Consider the following 17,893-nt stretch of genomic DNA (forward strand, 5'->3'; position numbering starts at 1 on the left):
CCAAAAGCGGGCGAAAGGGCACGCGCGCGCGGGTTAATCTCCCCGGCAGGAAGCGAGGAGGATTAATGGCGATTGAAGAAGCATTCATCATGCAGCGGGCGCGGCAGCTCTACTGGCAGGGATACCCGCCGGCGGAAATCGCGCGCCTGATGGGTATCAATCAGAACACGATTTACTCATGGAAAAAACGTGACGAATGGGACACCACGCCGCCAGTTCAGCGCGTCACAACGTCCATTGATGCGCGACTGATCCAGCTCACCAGTAAGGACACAAAGACCGGTGGCGACTTCAAGGAAATTGACCTGCTGACGCGACAGCTCAAAAAGCTGGATAACGGCACACCAGTGACGCAGCCGAAGAAGAAGATCCGCAAGAAACAGAACTTCTTTTCAGAGGCGCAGATCGCTGCGTTACGAGAGAACATACTCGGCTCTCTGCGCTGGCATCAAAAGAACTGGTACGACAATCATCGGTGGCGTAACCGGGCTATCCTGAAAAGCCGTCAGATTGGCGCGACCTGGTACTTTGCCCACGAGGCGCTGTTGCGTGCGCTGTCTGACGAGGTTGAGCACAAACATCAGCGCAATCAGATATTTCTGTCGGCCAGCCGTCGCCAGGCGTACCAGTTCCGCACCTTCATTCGTTCCGCTGCTGCTGAGGTGGACGTGGAGCTAAAGGGCGGTGACATGATCCAGCTGTTCAACGGCGCGGAGCTGCACTTTCTCGGCACGTCAGCCGCAACCGCGCAGTCGTACACCGGCAACCTGTATTTCGATGAATTTTTCTGGGTCGGGCAGTTTGCCAACCTGAAGAAAGTGGCCGGCGCAATGGCGACCCTGAAGGGGCTGACGCGTACCTACTTCTCGACGCCGTCGGCAGAGAGTCACGAGGCGTACCCCTTCTGGTCTGGTGAGGCGTTCAACAAAGGCCGCAGCCATAGTAAGCGCGTGGAGTTCGACACGTCCTGGAAGACGCTTAACAGCGGGGTGATGTGCCCGGACAAAATCTGGCGCCAGATCGTCACGTTGCAGGACGCCATCGATCACGGCTGGACTCTGACTGACATTGACGAAATCCGCGAGGAGAGCAGCCCGGAAGAGTACGACAACCTCTACGGTTGTGTCTTCATCAAGGATGGTGAAACCGCCTTTGACTACAACATGCTGCTGAGCTGCGCCGCAGACGGTTACGACGAGTGGCCGGACTGGAAGCCCTACGCCATGCGCCCGATGGCCGATCGCCCGGTATGGATTGGCTACGACCCCAACGGCTCCAGCGGCAAAGGCGACAGCGGGGCCATCTCTGTTAACGCAGCGCCACTGATCCCCGGCGGCAAGTTCCGCACCATCGAGACCATTCGCGTGCGCGGCATGGAGTTTGAGGCGCAGGCCGCCATGATTATTAACATGCTCACGCGCTACAACGTGCAGCACATAGGTATCGACGGTAGCGGCATTGGTGAGGCGGTTTACCAGCTCGTGAAGAAGCGTTTCCCTGCGGCGGTGTGCTACCAGTTCTCGCCAGCCAGCAAGCGCATGCTGGTACTAAAAATGCTGCAACTGATCCGCGCCGGTCGCTGGGAGTATGACCGGGGAGAGTATGACCTGATCACTGCCTTCTGTGCTGTGCGCAAAGTGGTCACGCCTGGCGGCGTCATCACTTATGACACCGACCGTGCCCGTGGTGTGAGTCACGGCGATCTCGCCTGGGCGACCATGCTCGCCACTGTTAACGAGCCGCTGGGTCAGGAAGGCGGCAACACTATGACTGTTATGGAGTACTGATGAGCAGACGAAAATCCCCGCGCGGCAGGCAGTATGCCAGAGAGCAAGCCGACCTCGCCGACGCCCTGAAGTCAGCCCCCGGCCTGAGCGCGTTCACGTTCGACGGCCCGTGGCCGGTGACCGGAGCTCATGACCTGCTGGATAACATGTACTGCGCCAACAATGGCCGGTACTACGAGACGCCGATCAGCTGGTACGGACTGGCCCGCCAGTTCGGCTATGCGAGCTGGCACCAGTCGGCGCTGTTCTTCAAGCGTAACGTGCTGGCCGGATGCTTTATCCCGCACAAACTGTTATCGCGCCAGGCGTTCAGCGCCTTTGCGCTCGACTGGTTTGTGTTCGGTAATGCGTACCTTGAGATGCGTCGTAACCGCCTGTATGGGCCAATGGGTTTTCGTAACTCACTGGCGAAGTACACCCGGCGAGGCTCTGACCTCGACACCTACTGGTTTATTCAGTCCGGCCTTGATGACCACCAGTTCGAAACCGGTTCGGTGTGCCATGTGATCAACCCCGACATTCACCAGGAGATCTACGGCATGCCTGAATATTTCGCCGGCCTGCTGTCGGCCAACCTGGCGCACTCCGCCGACAAGTTCCGCAAGCTCTACTACGACAACGGGTCGCATGCCGGCTGTATCGTCTACGTCAGCAGCGCAGTGGCTGACGGTGAAAGCCTGGAGAACCTGAAGAAAACATTGACCGATACCCGGCGAGGCGGGGCATTTAAAAACATCCTGCTGAGTGCGCCCGGCGTCGGCAAAGATGCCGTGCAGATCCTGCCGTTCAGCCAGATATCGGCAAAGGATGAGTTTGTGGGTGTGAAGTCCTCCACGCGTGACGACATGCTCGCGGCTCACCGTGTTCCGCCGCAGCTGATGGGCGCCATCCCGGAAGGCAACGGATCGTTCGGCGACGTCGAGAAGGCGGCGAGAGTCTTTGCGGTCAACGAGCTGACGCCGGTCATGGAAGCGATGAAGCATGTTAACGACTGGCTCGGCGAAGAGGTGATCCGCTTCAACCCTTACGCCCTGCTCGACGTCGCGCAGTAACACCAGGCCGCACCGCCATTCCTGGCGGTGCGGTACCGACCTGCAGCACCGCCATTCCCGGCCATGTCGGCCAACCTGCAACACCTCAATGTCATATCACCAACCAGACGCAGCCAGCGCCATTCTGGCGGGCTTTTGCCTGCCCGCTCGCCGGATGCACCGCGAAAGTGCGCGCCCGGCAGGCGGCTTTTGGCGAGGTATGCCGACCCCTTCCCTACCCCCAAAGCGCGCGCTTACTCCCCCGCCTCGCCTGCGCGCTAAACATGCGTCTTTTTGTGCACTTTGTGCAGACCGCCGAAGTCCCGCCAGTACTGGCGCTGCGGGGCAAAAACGACGTTTCAAAAATTGTGCAAATTTGTGCACCTTTTTGCACTACATCAAACACCTTGAAGGCGTGTTATTATTGCGCAATATGTCGCTATATTTACGCTACGGTGCGAATGCTGGAAACGAATATGAAAACTGTAACTGACGCTGAATTTCGTGCAAATATTGGCGATATGCTGGAGTACCTCCGCTCTGGTGGAAGCATCACTATTAAGGGTGAAGACCGGAAGGATGTTGTTCTTTCTGGTTCGGATCTTAGCCCTGAATATCTTGCTGCCAGCGATGACCTCAGAAGCATTCGAGAAAAGGTAACTAAAATGAGCCAACATCCTTTGTTGCAGACAACGCGTGAACTCGCAAAGCGCCACCCCACGTTGTTTTCTCATGGGAAAAAGGCGCTTTCCTTTGAAGAGGCAATGAAGCGCACGAAGGAAAAACACGCCGAAATCATCAAGAGGCTTGAGGATAACTAATGGATCTGGTTTTTCTGTCGACAGGCGAGGTCGAGCGGATACATGCTGAAACCCTCCCTCAGAGTGGCAGCCCCAATGCTGGGCTACTGGAGGGGGCGTTAAACCGTATTCAGAACCTGCATTACTATGAAGGTGTTGACGATATTTATGCTCTTGCCGCTATGTACCTTATTGGCATAGCAAAAGCGCATGCTTTCCATGACGGTAATAAAAGAACCGCGTTTCAGGCGGCCTCTATCTTCTTGATGATGAATGGCTCAGAGCTATCAGGCTCGCTTTTGCTGGTTAAATTAACGGTATTTGCTGCGATGGGAGCAGCCAGCCTGGAAGAAACCACTTTTGCCCTTAAACTACTGTCTGATTATGGAAATGATCTGATTAATGACTATGAAGAAGATTATCTTTAGTGATGAATTTGATGGTTTTTAGCCCGTCCGATGCACAAAAGCCGCCTGATTAAGCGGCTTTTTGCTTTTTACTCCACCTCACCCAGCGCTACCATGATCGCCAGTCGTTCTGCTGGCGGTAATGCTGCAAATTTATCCTTCCAGCGCTGCGCTTTTCGCTTAATCCGATACCTATCGTTGTAGTCTTTACCGGCGAACGCATGCGAGTATGCGGCCCCCTCTGGGTAGTTCATCCAGATTTTCTCGGTGCGCACGCCGCCGCGCGTCATGGCCTGAAATTCCTTGCTGCGCCAGTTCGGTAAGGCATTGTCATAAACCGAAGAAGGATATCCCGATACGATTACGCTCACATTTTCTGGCATCGAGCAGAGCAAGCCCAACAGGCGGTAATGATCGCCAATGGTGTATTCATGCCGATAGCGCGCAGAACTGGAGCGCGTTTCGTGGAGATATGGCGGATCAGAATAAATTAAGACGCGGCCGGCAGAGGCGTAATCAAAGCAACTCAAGAATTCGACGGCATCCCCAACATCAATAAACAGGGTGTCGGCCAGTCTATCCAGAAAATCAGGGTTGCCCTGGTTAAATATCTCGACGGTTTCCGGGTCAATATCGATCCCCCAATTACGTCGCGCCGGGGGCTTGCGCAACATCACCGCGCCGCCGCCCAGGTGCGTTTCAATGTAGGTATCATGCGGTGGCATTTCGGCGATGATTTTTTGATAAACACCGCTGCCCGCCTTGCTTCCCAGATAGCTCATACTCGCCAATCTCCTAAAAATAGTTCTGCAGTACTGCTAAAAATGACGGTGCTCGATAGAATGGCCAGCACGGTCAAAAGTGACCGTGCCCTCCTGAATAATCAGCGGCTTTTCCGTTTAGCTGCTTTCTTCCAACGCGTGACCAGGTCACCGGCTTTATGATCTGCCAGAGTTTTACGCCACGGCTTATCAACCCCGGCAATGATCAGCTCACCCGTAACCGGATGCGCCCGATACACCGTATCCAGCACCGTCACTTCATTGCCGCGCGCCAGCTGTATGGCCTGCGGCTTACTGATCTGAATTTTTTTAACCTGTGCCCACGACTGGATTAACCCTGCCAGCCCGGCAATTTCCGGTGATAAAACCTGCTCTTGCCGCCTGATTTCGTGGGCGGCTTTGAGGTAACTTTCAGCCCGGCGAGTGTCGTATTCGGAACAGTCACCGCTGGTTATGCTGCGCGCCAGCTCCTCAAACTCATCAGCAGGCGATTTTTGCCGCGGCGGTTTGTAGTTACGAATGCTCTCAAACACCTGTTTTCGCTGGTCGCGTGTTAACTGACCGATTTCAAACTGTTCCGGCTCCTCCCCGTCAGCTGACACCGTCATTAATGACGGTGATCCTGGCGGCGGATTTGTTTGTTTTTTAGCCTCGGTACAGTTATTGACACGAGTCCTAGAGGGCGCGGACGCGCCCGGAAGGTCAAAATCAAAGTCAACTACCTGGCCGGAGTCGTCTAAAACCTCCGGTTTCTTCCTTACGATTGAGTAGGAATGCAGGCGGGTTTCAATGGGTGGGATCTGAACGGCTGGCATCATCAGACCTTTGATGAGGTCACGATATTCACCGTAATCATTCGGCTCGTCTTTCTGCTGGTACCAGATGCGCAGCGGTAGATCGCGGCGGGCAACCAGTGCGCCGCCCTGTAATTGAGTGTATTGCTGCCAGTCGCCAGCATCGGCCGCGCGGTGTAGCTCGGCAAACAGCGGGTTTATCTTGTCGGCCTGTTCCTGATTGCGGAACCGGCGCAACTCGCGCCAGACAGACACCGGCGCGCCACCCAAAAACTGAAACTGACGGATACCCCAGCATGAAGCCCAGGCGGTAGCGTGTTTAGATGTTTCTTTGAGTGGCCGGCCGCTTTCGTCGTCGGTTTCACCGTCGAGCGCGTAACCATCAATATTCTTGCTGATGTACTTCACCACGTAGCCGGTGGCGCTGCCGATCTCATGGTCAATAGGCTTCATGTCAAAGCGCGGCTGGTTACCATGCTTACCCTGCAACTCTTCCACATCCTCGCGGGTGGCGTAGTCTTCCATCACTTCCATCAGCTCGGCGGAATGTTCCGGCAAAGAGAACAGCAGGCCATGCCAGTGCGGCGTACCGTCGTGGTGAGACTCGGCTACACGCAAACCAAAAACCGGGATTTCGCGGCGGGCCAGCTCTGCGCGGATTTTCTGCCATACCCGGTTAAGGTAGCGCTGCGTCGCTCTCGGGCTGGCGCCGTTCCATTTGGCATTACGATGACCGAATACGGTATATGCGTGGTATTTGGATGGTGCTGTCAGGGTAAAAAACTGGCCCGCGTAGCCGCTTTCGGTGGCTACCTTCTCAAAGCCGCCGATGCGGGTCATGAGTTCAACGCGGCGCAATGCCGGGTTAGATATGCTCTTATCGATCTGCTTAATAAGCGAAATACGTTCTTTGGTGTCCTGATCTTCCAGCTCAAGGCGGGCCATGATCGCGCGGCTGCGCTTGCGTCTGGCGTCCCACTCGTCAACGTGGTGCTTACTGCAATACGGAGCAGCACCACGTTTCACATCGCCAAAAGCAATGTGTAGATGCTCGCGCCAGCGCGTGGCGTACTTTTTCAGGTTGCGGTGCCAGTAGCGATCATCCAGCATCTTGCTGATGCCGGTAGTAGCCTCATCAATAAACAACGCGCCGCGACAATACTTTCCCCAGCTCGGTGGCGTCAGGAAGAAAAGCCGCGCGAGGATGGCCGCTTCGGTGTAAAGGTACCCGGCATATTTGCGATCACTCTGCGTCTCTATCGTTTCATGAACTTCACTCAGCACAGACCGCATATAGATGGCGATATCCTGCGCCAGCAGCTCGACATCTCCCGGCGTGAAATCCGGCAGGCGATTAAAGCGCTCAACCAATCCATGCAGGGTGTTGAACGTGTGATAAAGCGGGTTTAACCCCTTAAATGCCGTATCGGCCTGAGATTTAGCCTCATCGGTCATCGCAATAGCATATTGCTCATTAACCATATTGATAGGCGGCAGATCCCTGCGGATGATGTCGCGCAGCGCCAGGCGGGCTATGTGCCTGCCCTTCATGGTGTGAATGCTGTCAATGCGGGAAGCCAGGCGCAGGCGAATAAAGCGAGGTAGCGGTGCAAGGGTGACTTTTACCCACGCCAAAAACTCCTTCTCTTGACCAAGTTCAACCAGATCAACAGCAGGAGTCTTATCAACATAAATGGCAGGTCTCGGCTTCTGCCACTCGTAATCATACCGGGTGGCGTCAGCGCGACCCGGCTGCGCGATGTGAGGCGCAGTTGATGCGGCGGTCATTGTTCCGCCGCCATATACGCTTTTATGAACGCTGCCGCCGCTTCAATGTTGATAGCGTTTCCGTAGGCGCGCAGTCTTCCCACTCGGGCGGGAACCCCATCAGCCAGCGGGAATGATCCGGGTCTAGCTGGCCGCCACTTTCCATCCCGGCAGTATAGCCAGTCAGCATCTCGCCAGAAGCCGTTAACCGGACCTGGCCACTCAGGACCGCCACATCCTGCAAGCGCTTCTGAATCTTTGTTCCATTTTCGCGATACGTCTGCATAGCTTCTTGCGGGCATGGTGAACGATCGTTGCTCGTGGTTGGCGTCGGCCAGCCCGCTAATTGCGCAGCCACGTCCAGCCTGTCCGTTGATAGCCTCCCGTTGCGGATCCGTCCACCCTGATAACCGCCCTTCCCGTCCGTTGCCGTCGGTGTGGGCCAACCCGCTAATAACGCCGCAGTCTGAAGGTTTACCCCCCCCTGTCGGTTGAAATTCCCCGCACCTCTCCCATTGCTGGCGATCGGCGTCGGCCACCCAATAAGCACGGTCTCTTTGGTGCGGCGCGGCGACGCTCGCAGACGGAAACGCAGTCGCCCCGAAGGCATAGCCCAGGGCTTCCACGTCAGCTTGTACAAGGTCGATCCAGTCGTTCGCGTCAGCGCTGCCAGATTGCTCGCCAAAGACCACGACAGGGCGGCGCTGGCCGACAAGCCAGTGTGCGGAGGGCCATAAGTGCCGCTCGTCAGCAAACCCAAGACCTTTGCCTGCCTGGCTGAAAGGCTGGCAGGGGCATGATGCTGTCCATGCGGGGCGATTGTCGGGCCATCCTGCGCGGCGCAGCGCGAGAGACCATCCGCCGATCCCGGCGAAGAAATGGCACTGATTGAATCCGATAAGGTCATTGGGGGTTACATCCTCAATTGAACGGGTATCAACGACGCCCGGCGCAATATGGCCGGCGTCGATAAGGTTGCGCAGGTGCTGGGCTGCGTGGAGGTCTATTTCGTTGTAATAAGCAACCACAGCGCCTCCCACACCACAGAGAAAACACGAAAGGCGAGATAGCCCATCGGGAGCCAGAACAGCAGCGAGCAGAGCGCGCAGCAGATAACAAGGTTTCGCCAGAACCGGCGATAATTGGTTTCTTCGTTCATTTGCGGTCCCTCAGATCGTTACCGTGTCGCCGGGCTTAACCTGGCGGGCTTCTTTTTCGCTATCGCGGATGATGATCGTGTTGCTGTAATCGACGTAGCACAGCACCTCCACCTCGACGACCCAGAAATGGCGATATGGACGAACGTCCAGAATTCGCGTCACAACGGCATCAAGCGTGTTCATCAGATGGCTTCCCGTTATCGAATCCGGCGGCCAGGTCAAACCCGATCCATATCGCCGCCGGCCGCAGATGTTCAGTGGCGCTCGTCCAAGCTCCACATGCGCCAGAGTTGCAACCCGCGGCGCCGCGAAGAACGCCGATCACTTCACCGGCCATATCGCGGCTTTTGGCGCTGACAGAGCGGCGGACGCTGAAGGCGTGGAGATTGAAAGCGGAATAGATTTCGCGGGTTTCTGGGGTATCGCTGTTGGATATCACCGCGCGGGCGCCGTGCTGGCGATGAGCACCGAGCAGGGTTGCAACCAGGTCGCGGTGATCGTCCAGGGTAAATGGCTTGCCGTAGGCGGTGAAGTTGGCGGTTTTGCTGGCCGGGATGTATGGCGGGTCGCAATAAATGACAGCGTCATCGCTGGCGTATACGACAGCGCGGATTGAAAGGCGAAAGTCGCTATGCATGAAAATGGCTTTTGTGTCGTTGGCCTTTTCGGCAAAGCTGCGCATTTCATCAGCCGGAAAGTAAGGTGCGGCATATTTCCCGAACGGGACGTTATGTTCACCAATCTGATTGACGCGATATATCCCGTTAAAGCAATGGCGGTTCAGATACAGAAACAAAGTGGCGTAAAGCAAAGCAGCATCAGCTTTGCCTGTATCGCTCCACTGCATGGAGTTAAATAGTGCCCGGCGCTTGTAATACTGCTCTTCGTTATTGCCACCCAAAAACATTCCGCGCGCGGTGTCGATCAGTCGCTCGGTGTCGGAGGTTAATACGCGAAAAAAATTTATCAGCGCGCGGTTGCTGTCGCAGAGGACGTAGCGGCGGTATTCCGTGTTCATAAATACGGTACCGCTGCCAACGAATGGCTCTATTAAGCAATCGGCTTTTGGGAGATGCTTCAGCAGCTTCGGCATGACGCGGGTTTTTCCGCCCGCCCATTTGATCGGGGACTTAATCACGGTTCGCCTCCATCGCGGTGTATTTCTGGATAAGCGGGTCAAGCACCAGATTCATCAGATTAACGAGGGTCTTCGCGGCCTCCGGGCTTTCCAGTACAGCGAGCGGTGTCGCGTTTGCGAGATTGAGGATTTTGGCTTCGTGCAGGGCGGCCAATGCACCCTGGGCGTATTCAGGTGATCGGTTCATTTGCGGTATTCCTGGTTGTAGGTTTCGTGGGTCATAAGCCGCCACTGCTGGCCGCCGTTCTTGCTGAGCAAGCGCCAGCGGCGACCAATGCGGATCACGAGATAGGCGTGAGGCATGACGCGGGAGAAATTGCGCTGACCGCGCGCGAAGCATTTCAGGGCGGCTAACGCCCTGTTGCATACCGGCAGCGGTGCGCTACAAATGACGGAGAGACGCGGATGCATGGCGGCCCTCACAGCGATTCAATGTGCGGGGAGGTCAGGCGCTGCCAGATCTCGCAAACCTGCTCGGCCTGATAGACGGCATCTGTCAGGGTGTACCGCGCAAGGGCTTTCCGTGCGTGGGGGGCGTAGCCAGTGGCGGCGGCAAGATCGAGAAGAGAGCGAATGCAGCGGAATTTTGTACCGTCAGGGAAGATGCCAAGCACTTTTGTGCGCTCGACGGCATACCGCAATGAGACCAGCTTTTCCGGGGTATCCTTGAACCACACAAATAAACTATCGAACCGATGCTCGGTGTTGTCGGCAATAAAGCCCGCCAGGTCGCACATCACACCTTCTTCGGCCTCGGTGGCACTCATTAATTCAGCGCGCCAGTGGGAATCCTTTTTCATCCACTCAAAGGCTGTATCAACGTTGATCAGGCCTGTCGCCATCCGGATATTGATTGGAGAGTAAAAGCTTTTCCCGATCTGACCCGTTGACGGCTCAAAGAACACGGCTTCGATAGCGAGCAAAGGTGAAGACTGTTTCTCGTTGGTGATTATCAAATCGACCATTAAATGATTCATTATTTATTGCCCTCGCTGATTGGTAATTCGCGGCTATCAATCCACCGCTCGATTGATGAATAAATCTCTTCCGGGGTAGCACTTTCCTTTTTCAGCTGGCCGACAAAAATACGCAGCAGGCCCAGAAGGTGGGCGCGTTCGTGCTTCCGAGCGTTGGCGCTTATTTCCACAAACTCCGGATCGCTTATTCCGCCATCCAGTTTTATTGACGTGATCGACATGCGACCTCCTGAAAAAGGCAAAACGAATCCCCGGCAAAATGAATGCCGTTATTTTTAACGCTGGTTAATTAAGGGTTAGGGCGCTGTTTTTTTCTTTTAGCTAGCTTAAATATCCTTTCGTGCCAGTAATACATAAAATCTATAAACGTCAGGCGATCGCGTTCATAATCTCCGCGAATTGATTTTTCTAAACCGTGAATAATTAAGTCAATTGACGAATCATTCGCGGGTACGATAATACGGGCGCCGTTTTTAAGCTGTACCGTGAATCCTTGCCTGGCGTTCTCTACTGCCTCGCGGATCAGCATTTCCTGTGCCCATGAAGTCTTCTCTTCGGTGAACATGCTCATGCAGCAATCCCCGCAAACACTGGAGGCGGTATCTCTCCATTCATGATGGCGTTGACGAATGGGCGAAGCTCGCTAAGCGTGTCATCGTCATTCAGGCAGAATGCGGCACCATAAATATGCTGGATCCCGCTAGCTAAAACGCCATAATGTGAATCGCGGCCCTGCGGGTTGTTTTCCAGATTGAAATAATAATCTTCCAACATTTTATTAATCTGTTCGGCATAAAGGCGTTTCACTTTTCTTTCTCCTTAATGACTAATAAAGCGGCTTTTATTAATGACCCTGTCTATCGTTTTGCACGCTTCGGCTAACGCAAAATCAATCCCGAAATAATGGCCGCCATGCGTAATTTGATACCGCTGGCGGTTATAAGGCTTTTTGCGAGGGAGCTTCAGAATAGTAAAACCACGATAAAGGCTGGTTTTACTGTTCAGCTGCGAGACCGCTCCGCCAATTCCACTTTTCATAGCGCTACTCCCTGAAGCGGTTCGCATTAAAGCCCCATCCACAGCAACCAGGCATCGCGCTGCTCTACCGGGCGGTTGTAGTACGCCTCGCGCACTGCGCGGTTGAACTCGGGGATATAAACCCAGCGCTCACCTGCGCGGGCGTTAGGCTTGTTGGGGTCGCGCAACTCAATGACCGGCAGCTTTCTAGCCTTGATCATTTCCTCCACTGCGGTCTTTGGTTTACCGATCAGCTCGGCGAACTTCTCTACATGAACGGCATCAAGCGGGTATTTGATTGTGCAATCACTCGCTTCCATAAAACCTCCGGTTAGTTGCCGGGTAACTCCCTGCCCGGCTCAGGTTTTTGTGGTATTTTCGCTATGCCCCATGTTCTTGGCAGGACTCGGGCATAATTTATTAACCGCAAGGAACATATTCATGAACAACAGGAAAGAGATCATTGCCCATCTGGCAGCGCTCAATGCGCTTATTTCCCAATCCACCACAACTATCAGCTGTCCTGAAAATAAAGATCTCAGGGAGTTGCATGCTGAAGTGACTAAGCAAATTCATCAAAAATTCCCCTACTCACCTCTCGATAATCGTTTTGAAGCGTTTTAATCACAGGCCGGAGCAATCCGGCTTCTTCGCGTCAGCGCTTCCAGCGAGACAAAGATCTGAGACAATTGCTGGACTGGAATTTTTTTCCCATTCTTAAAGCTGTTTGACTTCACTAACCCCATGATCTGGCCCATTAATTCCACGGACTCAGCCACCGTAAATGCACCTTCCTGGAGTTGCTGGTCACTGGCGGCGCCCTCTTGGCTGCTACCATTTTTATTGTGATCGGCGTGCTTTTCGCTCTTGCCTGCATGCCAGGTAATCGCGATGCCTGTTTGTTCAGCCAAACTGCGGGCCAGTTCTTCAATGGCCCTTTCCTGCGTCTGGTTCCAACAAATAACTCCGTGGCGAGATAAATTCTCACTGGCATTGCCAATGCGCGTACGGATCACCAGCTCTGCCGAGCACATATCAAAAAGAACCCCGTGCAAACCGTGCCCCTCGCTTGGCTCGCGTTCTCCGACCTTCTCGCTCATCGTTTCCCCCGGCTCATTTCGTGTTAATCTCGTAAGATCCAGCCCTCTCTAAACCGTTTGAAAACGTTCTAGCGGCTGGAACTCACGCCCAAAAAGGTTCTAACCTTTAGACCTTTTGGGGAAATATAGTCCCAAGGTAGGAACCATGTCAAATGAACATAGCTGAAAAAATTAGGGCGATACGCAAGGCGGAGGGATTAACGCAAGTAAAGTTCTGTGAAATCAGCGGGCTGGCATTAAGTACTTTAAAAAACTATGAGGGCGGACATGCGGAGCCAGGGTTAGGGGTTGTGTTGAAGATCACGAACACCTCACAACTTCAAAAATACACCCTATGGTTGATGACCGATAAGACTGCGCCGCAGGCTGGTCAGATCGCACCGGCCCTCGCACACATTGGGCCAGAATCAACGGAATCAGACCAATCCGATAAACAGATTGGTTAACAGTTTATAAATCTTACATTTTCACTATTTGTTACCAGGATAGTGAAATCTGCGCCGGAGGGCTTTCTTATGTCGATTAAGAAGCTCGATGATGGTCGCTACATGGTGGACATTAGACCTCGCGGGGCAGCAGGACGCCGCATCCGCAAGACGTTTGACAGAAAGGCTGAGGCTGTTGTGTTTGAGCAATACACGATAGCGAACGCAAGCCAAAAAGAATGGGCAGGAAGGCGCGCCGACCGGCGGCCTTTAAGTGAGCTGCTCAATGCCTGGTGGCGGTACCACGGGCAAAACCATGAAAATGGCAAAAAGGAGTTCAATCACCTGCTGAAGACGATTAATGGCCTGGGCGATCCCACTGTTAGTCGGCTGAGTAAAAGGGATTTGATGGACTACCGATCCGGCCGTTTGGGTGCCGGGATTAAGGCATCAACAATTAATCGTGAGATGTACCGGCTATCCGGCATGTTTACGAAGTTAATACAGATCGAGGAATTTGGCGGACAGCATCCCGTTAACGGGCTTCCACCATTGGCGGAAGAAAACCCGGAGATGACATTTCTGGAGCGGGAAGAGATCAGCAACTTGCTGAGCGTTCTGGAGGGGGATTCTCTGTTAGTTGCCCTGTTATGTCTGAGCACCGGCGGAAGATGGTCAGAGGTCGCCACGCTGAAGCGGTCAAATATCGTTAACTGCCGCGTCACGTTTCTGAAGACGAAGAACGGGAAAAAGCGCACGGTGCCGATCTCTGAGGAGCTGGAAAGTAAGGTGAAAAAAGAGGCCAGCGGAAAGCTGTTCAAAGTGGACTATGAAAGGTTCTGCAAAATACTGCGGGAGGTGAAACCGGATATCCCGGAGAACCAAGCAACGCATATCTTGCGCCACACCTTTGCGAGTCATTTCATGATGAATGGCGGGAATATTATCGCCCTGCAACAGATCCTGGGGCATGCAAATATTCAGCAAACGATGGTCTACGCTCATCTGTCGCCTGACTACCTGCAAAACGCGGTTACGCTGAACCCATTGCAGGGAGGGATTGCGGCATAAAGTGCGCCCCGAAGTGTCCACATACTGTCCACGCTTCGGGAAATTTGAAAGTGTTCCAAACCTTCACAACTCTTTTCAAGTCGTTGTTTTAGCTTGAATACAGAGGTAAGTGATTGATAAAAAAAACCCCTCCATCATGGAGGGGAAGACAGGGATGGTGTCTATGGCAAGGAAAACAGGGTTTGTTACTGGGGTTGCACGGTATTGCTACTACTTGAAAGCATCTTCGCTGAGCCTTTCTGCATCCTTACAACCTCACGCAGCTGATCCATTCGCTGCTGGTGCTTAGCATTTAAAACCGCTTGCTGCTCTGGCGTTAACAGGTGGTACATCTGGTTGCGAACCTTCGCCATTTCGATCTGGCGGTCAACCTGTTCCTGCGCCATCTTATCGGCCTGAGCGCGCACAGCGTTTTCATCAAATTTATCTGCGGTGACAAGGCGATGCATTGTCTCTATTTCGCTAACATTAACGGGTAACCTGTCGTGGCGTGCCCGTTGCATAAGATCTCGTAACTGCTGCCGTTGCTGTTCGGTTAAACTTATGCCATCAAACATATGGCCCTGGCTGCTGCGCTGCGCCCCTTCTTCTCCCGGGAGCCAGTTAACGCTGGTAACGACTTCAGCGGCCTGGCTATAAGCACTTAGCGCCAGCGTTGAGGCCATGACGGCAGCAATAACATTGCGCATCACATACTCCCAAAACGTTTGTGTCGCGATTCAACGAGAGACAGTCTACGATTCGGGCTGCAAACATGCGTCAGGGGGTGTAAAACAACGTAAAGTCATGGATTAGCGAGCCTTGATGACGTAATTTCTGCCTCGGAGGTATTTAAACAATGAACAAAATCCTGTTAGTTGATGATGACCGGGAGCTCACCTCCCTGTTAAAAGAGCTGCTCGATATGGAAGGCTTTAACGTGCTCGTAGCCCATGACGGGGAACAGGCGCTGGCTCTCCTGGACGACAGCATCGATTTACTTTTACTTGATGTGATGATGCCGAAGAAAAACGGTATCGATACGCTTAAAGAGTTGCGTCAGACACACCAGACTCCCGTTATCATGCTAACTGCCCGCGGTAGCGAGCTGGATCGCGTTCTCGGCCTTGAACTGGGCGCGGATGACTATCTGCCTAAGCCGTTTAACGATCGTGAGCTGGTGGCGCGCATACGCGCGATTCTGCGCCGCTCCCACTGGAGCGAGCAGCAGCAAACCACCGAAGTGGGATCGCCGACGCTGGAGGTTGACGCATTGAGCCTCAACCCAGGCCGCCAGGAAGCCAATTTCGATGGTCAAACGCTGGAGCTGACCGGCACGGAGTTCACCCTGCTGTACCTGCTGGCGCAGCACCTTGGCCAGGTGGTCTCTCGTGAGCACCTGAGTCAGGAAGTATTGGGTAAACGCCTGACGCCGTTCGACCGCGCCATCGATATGCATATTTCTAACCTGCGGCGTAAGCTGCCGGAACGAAAAGACGGCCACCAGTGGTTTAAAACCCTGCGCGGGCGCGGCTATCTGATGGTCTCAGCTTCATGATTGGAAGTTTAACCGCACGCATCTTCGCTATTTTCTGGCTCACGCTGGCGCTGGTGTTGATGCTGGTTCTGATGCTGCCTAAGCTGGATTCGCGCCAGATGACCGAACTTCTGGAAAGCGAGCAACGCCAGGGCATCATGATTGAGCAGCACGTTGAGGCCGAACTGGCAACCGATCCCCCCAACGATCTGATGTGGTGGCGTCGTCTGTTTCGGGCGATAGATAAATGGGCTCCGCCGGGACAGCGCCTGCTGCTGGTCACCAGCGAAGGGCGCGTTATCGGCGCAGAACGCAACGAAATGCAGATTATTCGCAACTTTATCGGCCAGGCCGATAACGCCGATCATCCGCAGAAAAAACGCTACGGTCGTCTGGAAATGGTCGGCCCGTTTTCCGTCAGGGATGGCGAAGATAATTATCAGCTCTATCTGATCCGCCCCGCCAGCACGTCCCAATCCGATTTCATCAACCTGCTGTTTGACCGTCCGCTGCTGCTGCTTATCGTCACCATGCTGGTCAGCGCCCCGCTGCTGCTATGGCTGGCGTGGAGTCTGGCAAAACCGGCGCGTAAGCTGAAAAACGCCGCCGACGAGGTCGCCCAGGGGAACCTGCGCCAGCACCCGGAACTGGAAGCCGGCCCGCAGGAGTTTTTGGCCGCCGGGACCAGCTTTAACCAGATGGTCACCGCCCTGGAACGGATGATGACCAGCCAGCAGCGTCTGCTCTCCGATATCTCCCACGAGCTGCGCACGCCGCTTACGCGCCTGCAGACTGGGCACCGCGCTGCTGCGCCGCCGCAGCGGCGAGAGCAAGGAGCTGGAGCGTATTGAGATGGAGGCGCATCGGTTGGACAGCATGATCAACGATCTGCTGGTGATGTCGCGCAATCAGGCCAACAACGCGCTGGTCAGCGAGACGGTAAAAGCCAACCAGCTGTGGGGCGAGGTGCTGGATAACGCCGCCTTTGAGGCCGAGCAGGTAGGGAAATCGTTCACCGTGGAGTATCCGCCGGGTCCCTGGCCGCTGTACGGCAACCCCAACGCGCTGGAAAGCGCGCTGGAGAATATCGTCCGCAACGCCCTGCGCTACTCGCATACCCGAATTTCGGTGAGCTTCTCGGTGGATAAAGACGGTATCACGGTTAACGTCGATGATGACGGGCCGGGCGTCAGCCCTGAGGATCGCGAGCAGATTTTCCGCCCGTTCTACCGGACCGACGAAGCGCGCGATCGCGAGTCAGGCGGTACCGGTCTGGGACTGGCGATTGTCGAAGCCGCTATTCAGCAGCATCGCGGTTGGGTGAAGGCCGACGACAGCCCGCTGGGCGGCCTGCGGCTGACCATCTGGCTGCCGCTGTATAAGCGTACCTGACGAGGTGTCCCCGGCCTGCGCCCGCAGCCGGGGAAGCATTATTTGCCCCACAGTCGGCGGGAGCTATCTTCGATCTGCCCGCTTAAACGCCGCTTCTGCATGGTGCGGCTCCAGCTTACCGACAGCCCTCCGGCAGAGAGCAGGCGATGATACTGCTCATCATCAAACGGCATATGCCAGGCAATCGCGCCGGCCTCGTGTACGCTGATATCGCTCACCCGGGACACCAGCTCCAGCGGCGCGTCGCAGGAGACCACGCCCCCCGCCACCACCCGATACAGCCAGCCGGTTTTACCGCTATTTTGCATGCGCTGGGCCATATCGCTGATGGCAAAATGGAAGTTGAGCTTAAAGCACGGCGATCGCGGCTGCGTCACCTGAATCAGCGCCTCGCCCCAGCGAAAGATATCGCCGATATAGACATTTTTCTCGGTCATCCCTTCTGCAGAAAGGTTTTCGCCAAAGGCCGGCGCGCAGAAAAGGTCGGCCTGCTGGGGGAATTCACGGGTCCAGTCGGCGTAGTGCTCACGCGGGTACTGGCAGATCGCGCGATCCGGACCGCCGTGAATTTTCGTTTCCGCCTGCTCATCGCCTTCCAGCCCCAGATCGCCGAGGATTAACTCGCCGTCGACCTGGATTTTCCCGATGGCGCTCGGACGGCTTCCTTCGTAATCCCTTATTTTGCCTACAAAGACGTTCACCGGATAGTGCATCTGCTGCCCCCCTGCT

General features: G+C 54.9%; 25 protein-coding genes and 1 pseudogene. 9 read left to right on the forward strand and 17 right to left on the reverse strand.

Annotation, left to right across the window (positions count from 1 at the left end; all coding sequences use genetic code 11):
* Window positions 1-65: 65 nt before the first annotated feature.
* From ABOC21_RS24735 to ABOC21_RS24750, 4 genes are all read left to right on the forward strand, one after another.
* Complete coding sequence (locus ABOC21_RS24735; RefSeq protein ID WP_426813616.1) at window positions 66-1,787, forward strand: terminase large subunit domain-containing protein; 1,722 nt, start codon at window positions 66-68, stop codon at window positions 1,785-1,787.
* Window positions 1,787-2,839 carry a phage portal protein gene (locus ABOC21_RS24740; RefSeq protein WP_426813617.1) on the forward strand — a complete coding sequence of 351 codons (1,053 nt, stop codon included), beginning with the start codon at window positions 1,787-1,789 and terminating at the stop codon, window positions 2,837-2,839. The genes ABOC21_RS24735 and ABOC21_RS24740 overlap by 1 nt, the downstream gene beginning before the upstream one ends.
* Window positions 2,840-3,294: 455 nt before the next feature.
* Window positions 3,295-3,639 (forward strand): type II toxin-antitoxin system Phd/YefM family antitoxin, encoded by a 345-nt coding sequence (locus tag ABOC21_RS24745; RefSeq protein WP_426813618.1) that lies wholly within the window; start codon window positions 3,295-3,297, stop codon window positions 3,637-3,639.
* On the forward strand, window positions 3,639-4,046 hold the full coding sequence (locus ABOC21_RS24750) for a type II toxin-antitoxin system death-on-curing family toxin (protein WP_426813619.1): 408 nt from the start codon (window positions 3,639-3,641) through the stop codon (window positions 4,044-4,046). The genes ABOC21_RS24745 and ABOC21_RS24750 overlap by 1 nt, the downstream gene beginning before the upstream one ends.
* A gap of 68 nt (window positions 4,047-4,114) precedes the next feature.
* Here the strand turns inward: ABOC21_RS24750 and ABOC21_RS24755 are convergent, their stop codons facing one another.
* From ABOC21_RS24755 to ABOC21_RS24820, 14 genes are all read right to left on the reverse strand, one after another.
* Window positions 4,115-4,807 (reverse strand): DNA adenine methylase, encoded by a 693-nt coding sequence (locus ABOC21_RS24755; protein ID WP_426813620.1) that lies wholly within the window; start codon window positions 4,805-4,807, stop codon window positions 4,115-4,117.
* A 101-nt stretch (window positions 4,808-4,908) separates the two neighbouring features.
* Window positions 4,909-7,389, reverse strand: a complete 2,481-nt coding sequence (locus tag ABOC21_RS24760) for a replication endonuclease (protein WP_426813621.1) — start codon at window positions 7,387-7,389, stop codon at window positions 4,909-4,911.
* Window positions 7,386-8,396, reverse strand: a complete 1,011-nt coding sequence (locus tag ABOC21_RS24765) for a DNA cytosine methyltransferase (protein WP_426813622.1) — start codon at window positions 8,394-8,396, stop codon at window positions 7,386-7,388. Before ABOC21_RS24765 ends, ABOC21_RS24760 begins: the two co-directional genes overlap by 4 nt.
* The gene (locus ABOC21_RS24770) at window positions 8,372-8,527 is read right to left on the reverse strand and encodes a hypothetical protein (protein ID WP_159174780.1); all 156 of its coding nucleotides are present in this window, start codon (window positions 8,525-8,527) and stop codon (window positions 8,372-8,374) included. Before ABOC21_RS24770 ends, ABOC21_RS24765 begins: the two co-directional genes overlap by 25 nt.
* Before the next feature lie 10 nt (window positions 8,528-8,537).
* Window positions 8,538-8,711 (reverse strand): hypothetical protein, encoded by a 174-nt coding sequence (locus ABOC21_RS24775; protein ID WP_426813623.1) that lies wholly within the window; start codon window positions 8,709-8,711, stop codon window positions 8,538-8,540.
* A complete protein-coding gene (locus tag ABOC21_RS24780) occupies window positions 8,698-9,666 on the reverse strand; it encodes a DNA adenine methylase (RefSeq protein WP_426813624.1) in 969 nt (322 codons plus the stop codon). Before ABOC21_RS24780 ends, ABOC21_RS24775 begins: the two co-directional genes overlap by 14 nt.
* Entirely contained in the window at window positions 9,659-9,853 is a 195-nt protein-coding gene (locus tag ABOC21_RS24785) for a hypothetical protein (RefSeq protein ID WP_426813625.1), read from the reverse strand. The genes ABOC21_RS24780 and ABOC21_RS24785 overlap by 8 nt, the downstream gene beginning before the upstream one ends.
* A complete protein-coding gene (locus ABOC21_RS24790; RefSeq protein ID WP_032418764.1) occupies window positions 9,850-10,077 on the reverse strand; it encodes a ParE family toxin-like protein in 228 nt (75 codons plus the stop codon). Before ABOC21_RS24790 ends, ABOC21_RS24785 begins: the two co-directional genes overlap by 4 nt.
* Window positions 10,078-10,085: 8 nt before the next feature.
* Window positions 10,086-10,643 (reverse strand): 3'-5' exonuclease, encoded by a 558-nt coding sequence (locus ABOC21_RS24795; RefSeq protein WP_426813626.1) that lies wholly within the window; start codon window positions 10,641-10,643, stop codon window positions 10,086-10,088.
* A complete protein-coding gene (locus tag ABOC21_RS24800; RefSeq protein ID WP_049085055.1) occupies window positions 10,643-10,864 on the reverse strand; it encodes a hypothetical protein in 222 nt (73 codons plus the stop codon). The genes ABOC21_RS24795 and ABOC21_RS24800 overlap by 1 nt, the downstream gene beginning before the upstream one ends.
* Before the next feature lie 68 nt (window positions 10,865-10,932).
* Complete coding sequence (locus ABOC21_RS24805; RefSeq protein ID WP_272822387.1) at window positions 10,933-11,208, reverse strand: hypothetical protein; 276 nt, start codon at window positions 11,206-11,208, stop codon at window positions 10,933-10,935.
* A gap of 2 nt (window positions 11,209-11,210) precedes the next feature.
* On the reverse strand, window positions 11,211-11,450 hold the full coding sequence (locus ABOC21_RS24810) for a DUF4754 family protein (protein ID WP_048756373.1): 240 nt from the start codon (window positions 11,448-11,450) through the stop codon (window positions 11,211-11,213).
* 12 nt (window positions 11,451-11,462) lie between these two features.
* Window positions 11,463-11,681: a DUF4761 family protein gene (locus ABOC21_RS24815; protein ID WP_048756371.1), complete on the reverse strand. Its 219-nt coding sequence runs from the start codon at window positions 11,679-11,681 to the stop codon at window positions 11,463-11,465.
* A 26-nt stretch (window positions 11,682-11,707) separates the two neighbouring features.
* Window positions 11,708-11,980 carry a Cox family DNA-binding protein gene (locus tag ABOC21_RS24820; RefSeq protein WP_426813627.1) on the reverse strand — a complete coding sequence of 91 codons (273 nt, stop codon included), beginning with the start codon at window positions 11,978-11,980 and terminating at the stop codon, window positions 11,708-11,710.
* A 121-nt stretch (window positions 11,981-12,101) separates the two neighbouring features.
* On the opposite strand from ABOC21_RS24820, the gene ABOC21_RS24825 reads away from it, so the two are divergent.
* Window positions 12,102-12,284, forward strand: coding sequence for a hypothetical protein (locus ABOC21_RS24825; protein ID WP_426813628.1), 183 nt, complete (start codon window positions 12,102-12,104; stop codon window positions 12,282-12,284).
* Here ABOC21_RS24825 and ABOC21_RS24830 read toward each other — a convergent pair.
* Window positions 12,281-12,760, reverse strand: a complete 480-nt coding sequence (locus ABOC21_RS24830; protein ID WP_426813629.1) for a hypothetical protein — start codon at window positions 12,758-12,760, stop codon at window positions 12,281-12,283. The genes ABOC21_RS24825 and ABOC21_RS24830 overlap by 4 nt on opposite strands.
* 152 nt (window positions 12,761-12,912) lie before the next feature.
* On the opposite strand from ABOC21_RS24830, the gene ABOC21_RS24835 reads away from it, so the two are divergent.
* The gene (locus ABOC21_RS24835; protein WP_426813630.1) at window positions 12,913-13,206 is read left to right on the forward strand and encodes a helix-turn-helix domain-containing protein; all 294 of its coding nucleotides are present in this window, start codon (window positions 12,913-12,915) and stop codon (window positions 13,204-13,206) included.
* 69 nt (window positions 13,207-13,275) lie between these two features.
* On the forward strand, window positions 13,276-14,256 hold the full coding sequence (locus ABOC21_RS24840) for a phage integrase (protein ID WP_426813631.1): 981 nt from the start codon (window positions 13,276-13,278) through the stop codon (window positions 14,254-14,256).
* A 185-nt stretch (window positions 14,257-14,441) separates the two neighbouring features.
* On the opposite strand, the gene cpxP is transcribed toward ABOC21_RS24840, so the two are convergent.
* Entirely contained in the window at window positions 14,442-14,945 is a 504-nt protein-coding gene (gene cpxP / locus ABOC21_RS24845) for a cell-envelope stress modulator CpxP (RefSeq protein ID WP_426813632.1), read from the reverse strand.
* 149 nt (window positions 14,946-15,094) lie between these two features.
* Between cpxP and cpxR the strand changes: the two genes are divergently transcribed.
* Together cpxR and cpxA are read left to right on the forward strand one after the other, a co-directional pair.
* Window positions 15,095-15,793, forward strand: coding sequence for an envelope stress response regulator transcription factor CpxR (gene cpxR, locus ABOC21_RS24850; RefSeq protein ID WP_426813633.1), 699 nt, complete (start codon window positions 15,095-15,097; stop codon window positions 15,791-15,793).
* Window positions 15,790-17,164, forward strand: a pseudogene (cpxA, locus tag ABOC21_RS24855) (envelope stress sensor histidine kinase CpxA). Before cpxR ends, cpxA begins: the two are co-directional and overlap by 4 nt.
* Window positions 17,165-17,202: 38 nt before the next feature.
* On the opposite strand, the gene yiiM reads toward cpxA, so the two are convergent.
* Window positions 17,203-17,877, reverse strand: a complete 675-nt coding sequence (gene yiiM / locus ABOC21_RS24860; protein WP_426813634.1) for a 6-hydroxyaminopurine reductase — start codon at window positions 17,875-17,877, stop codon at window positions 17,203-17,205.
* Between the last annotated feature and the right edge of the window lie 16 nt (window positions 17,878-17,893).

This window comes from Klebsiella sp. WOUb02 (genome assembly GCF_050058015.1).
Classification (GTDB): domain Bacteria; phylum Pseudomonadota; class Gammaproteobacteria; order Enterobacterales; family Enterobacteriaceae; genus Klebsiella.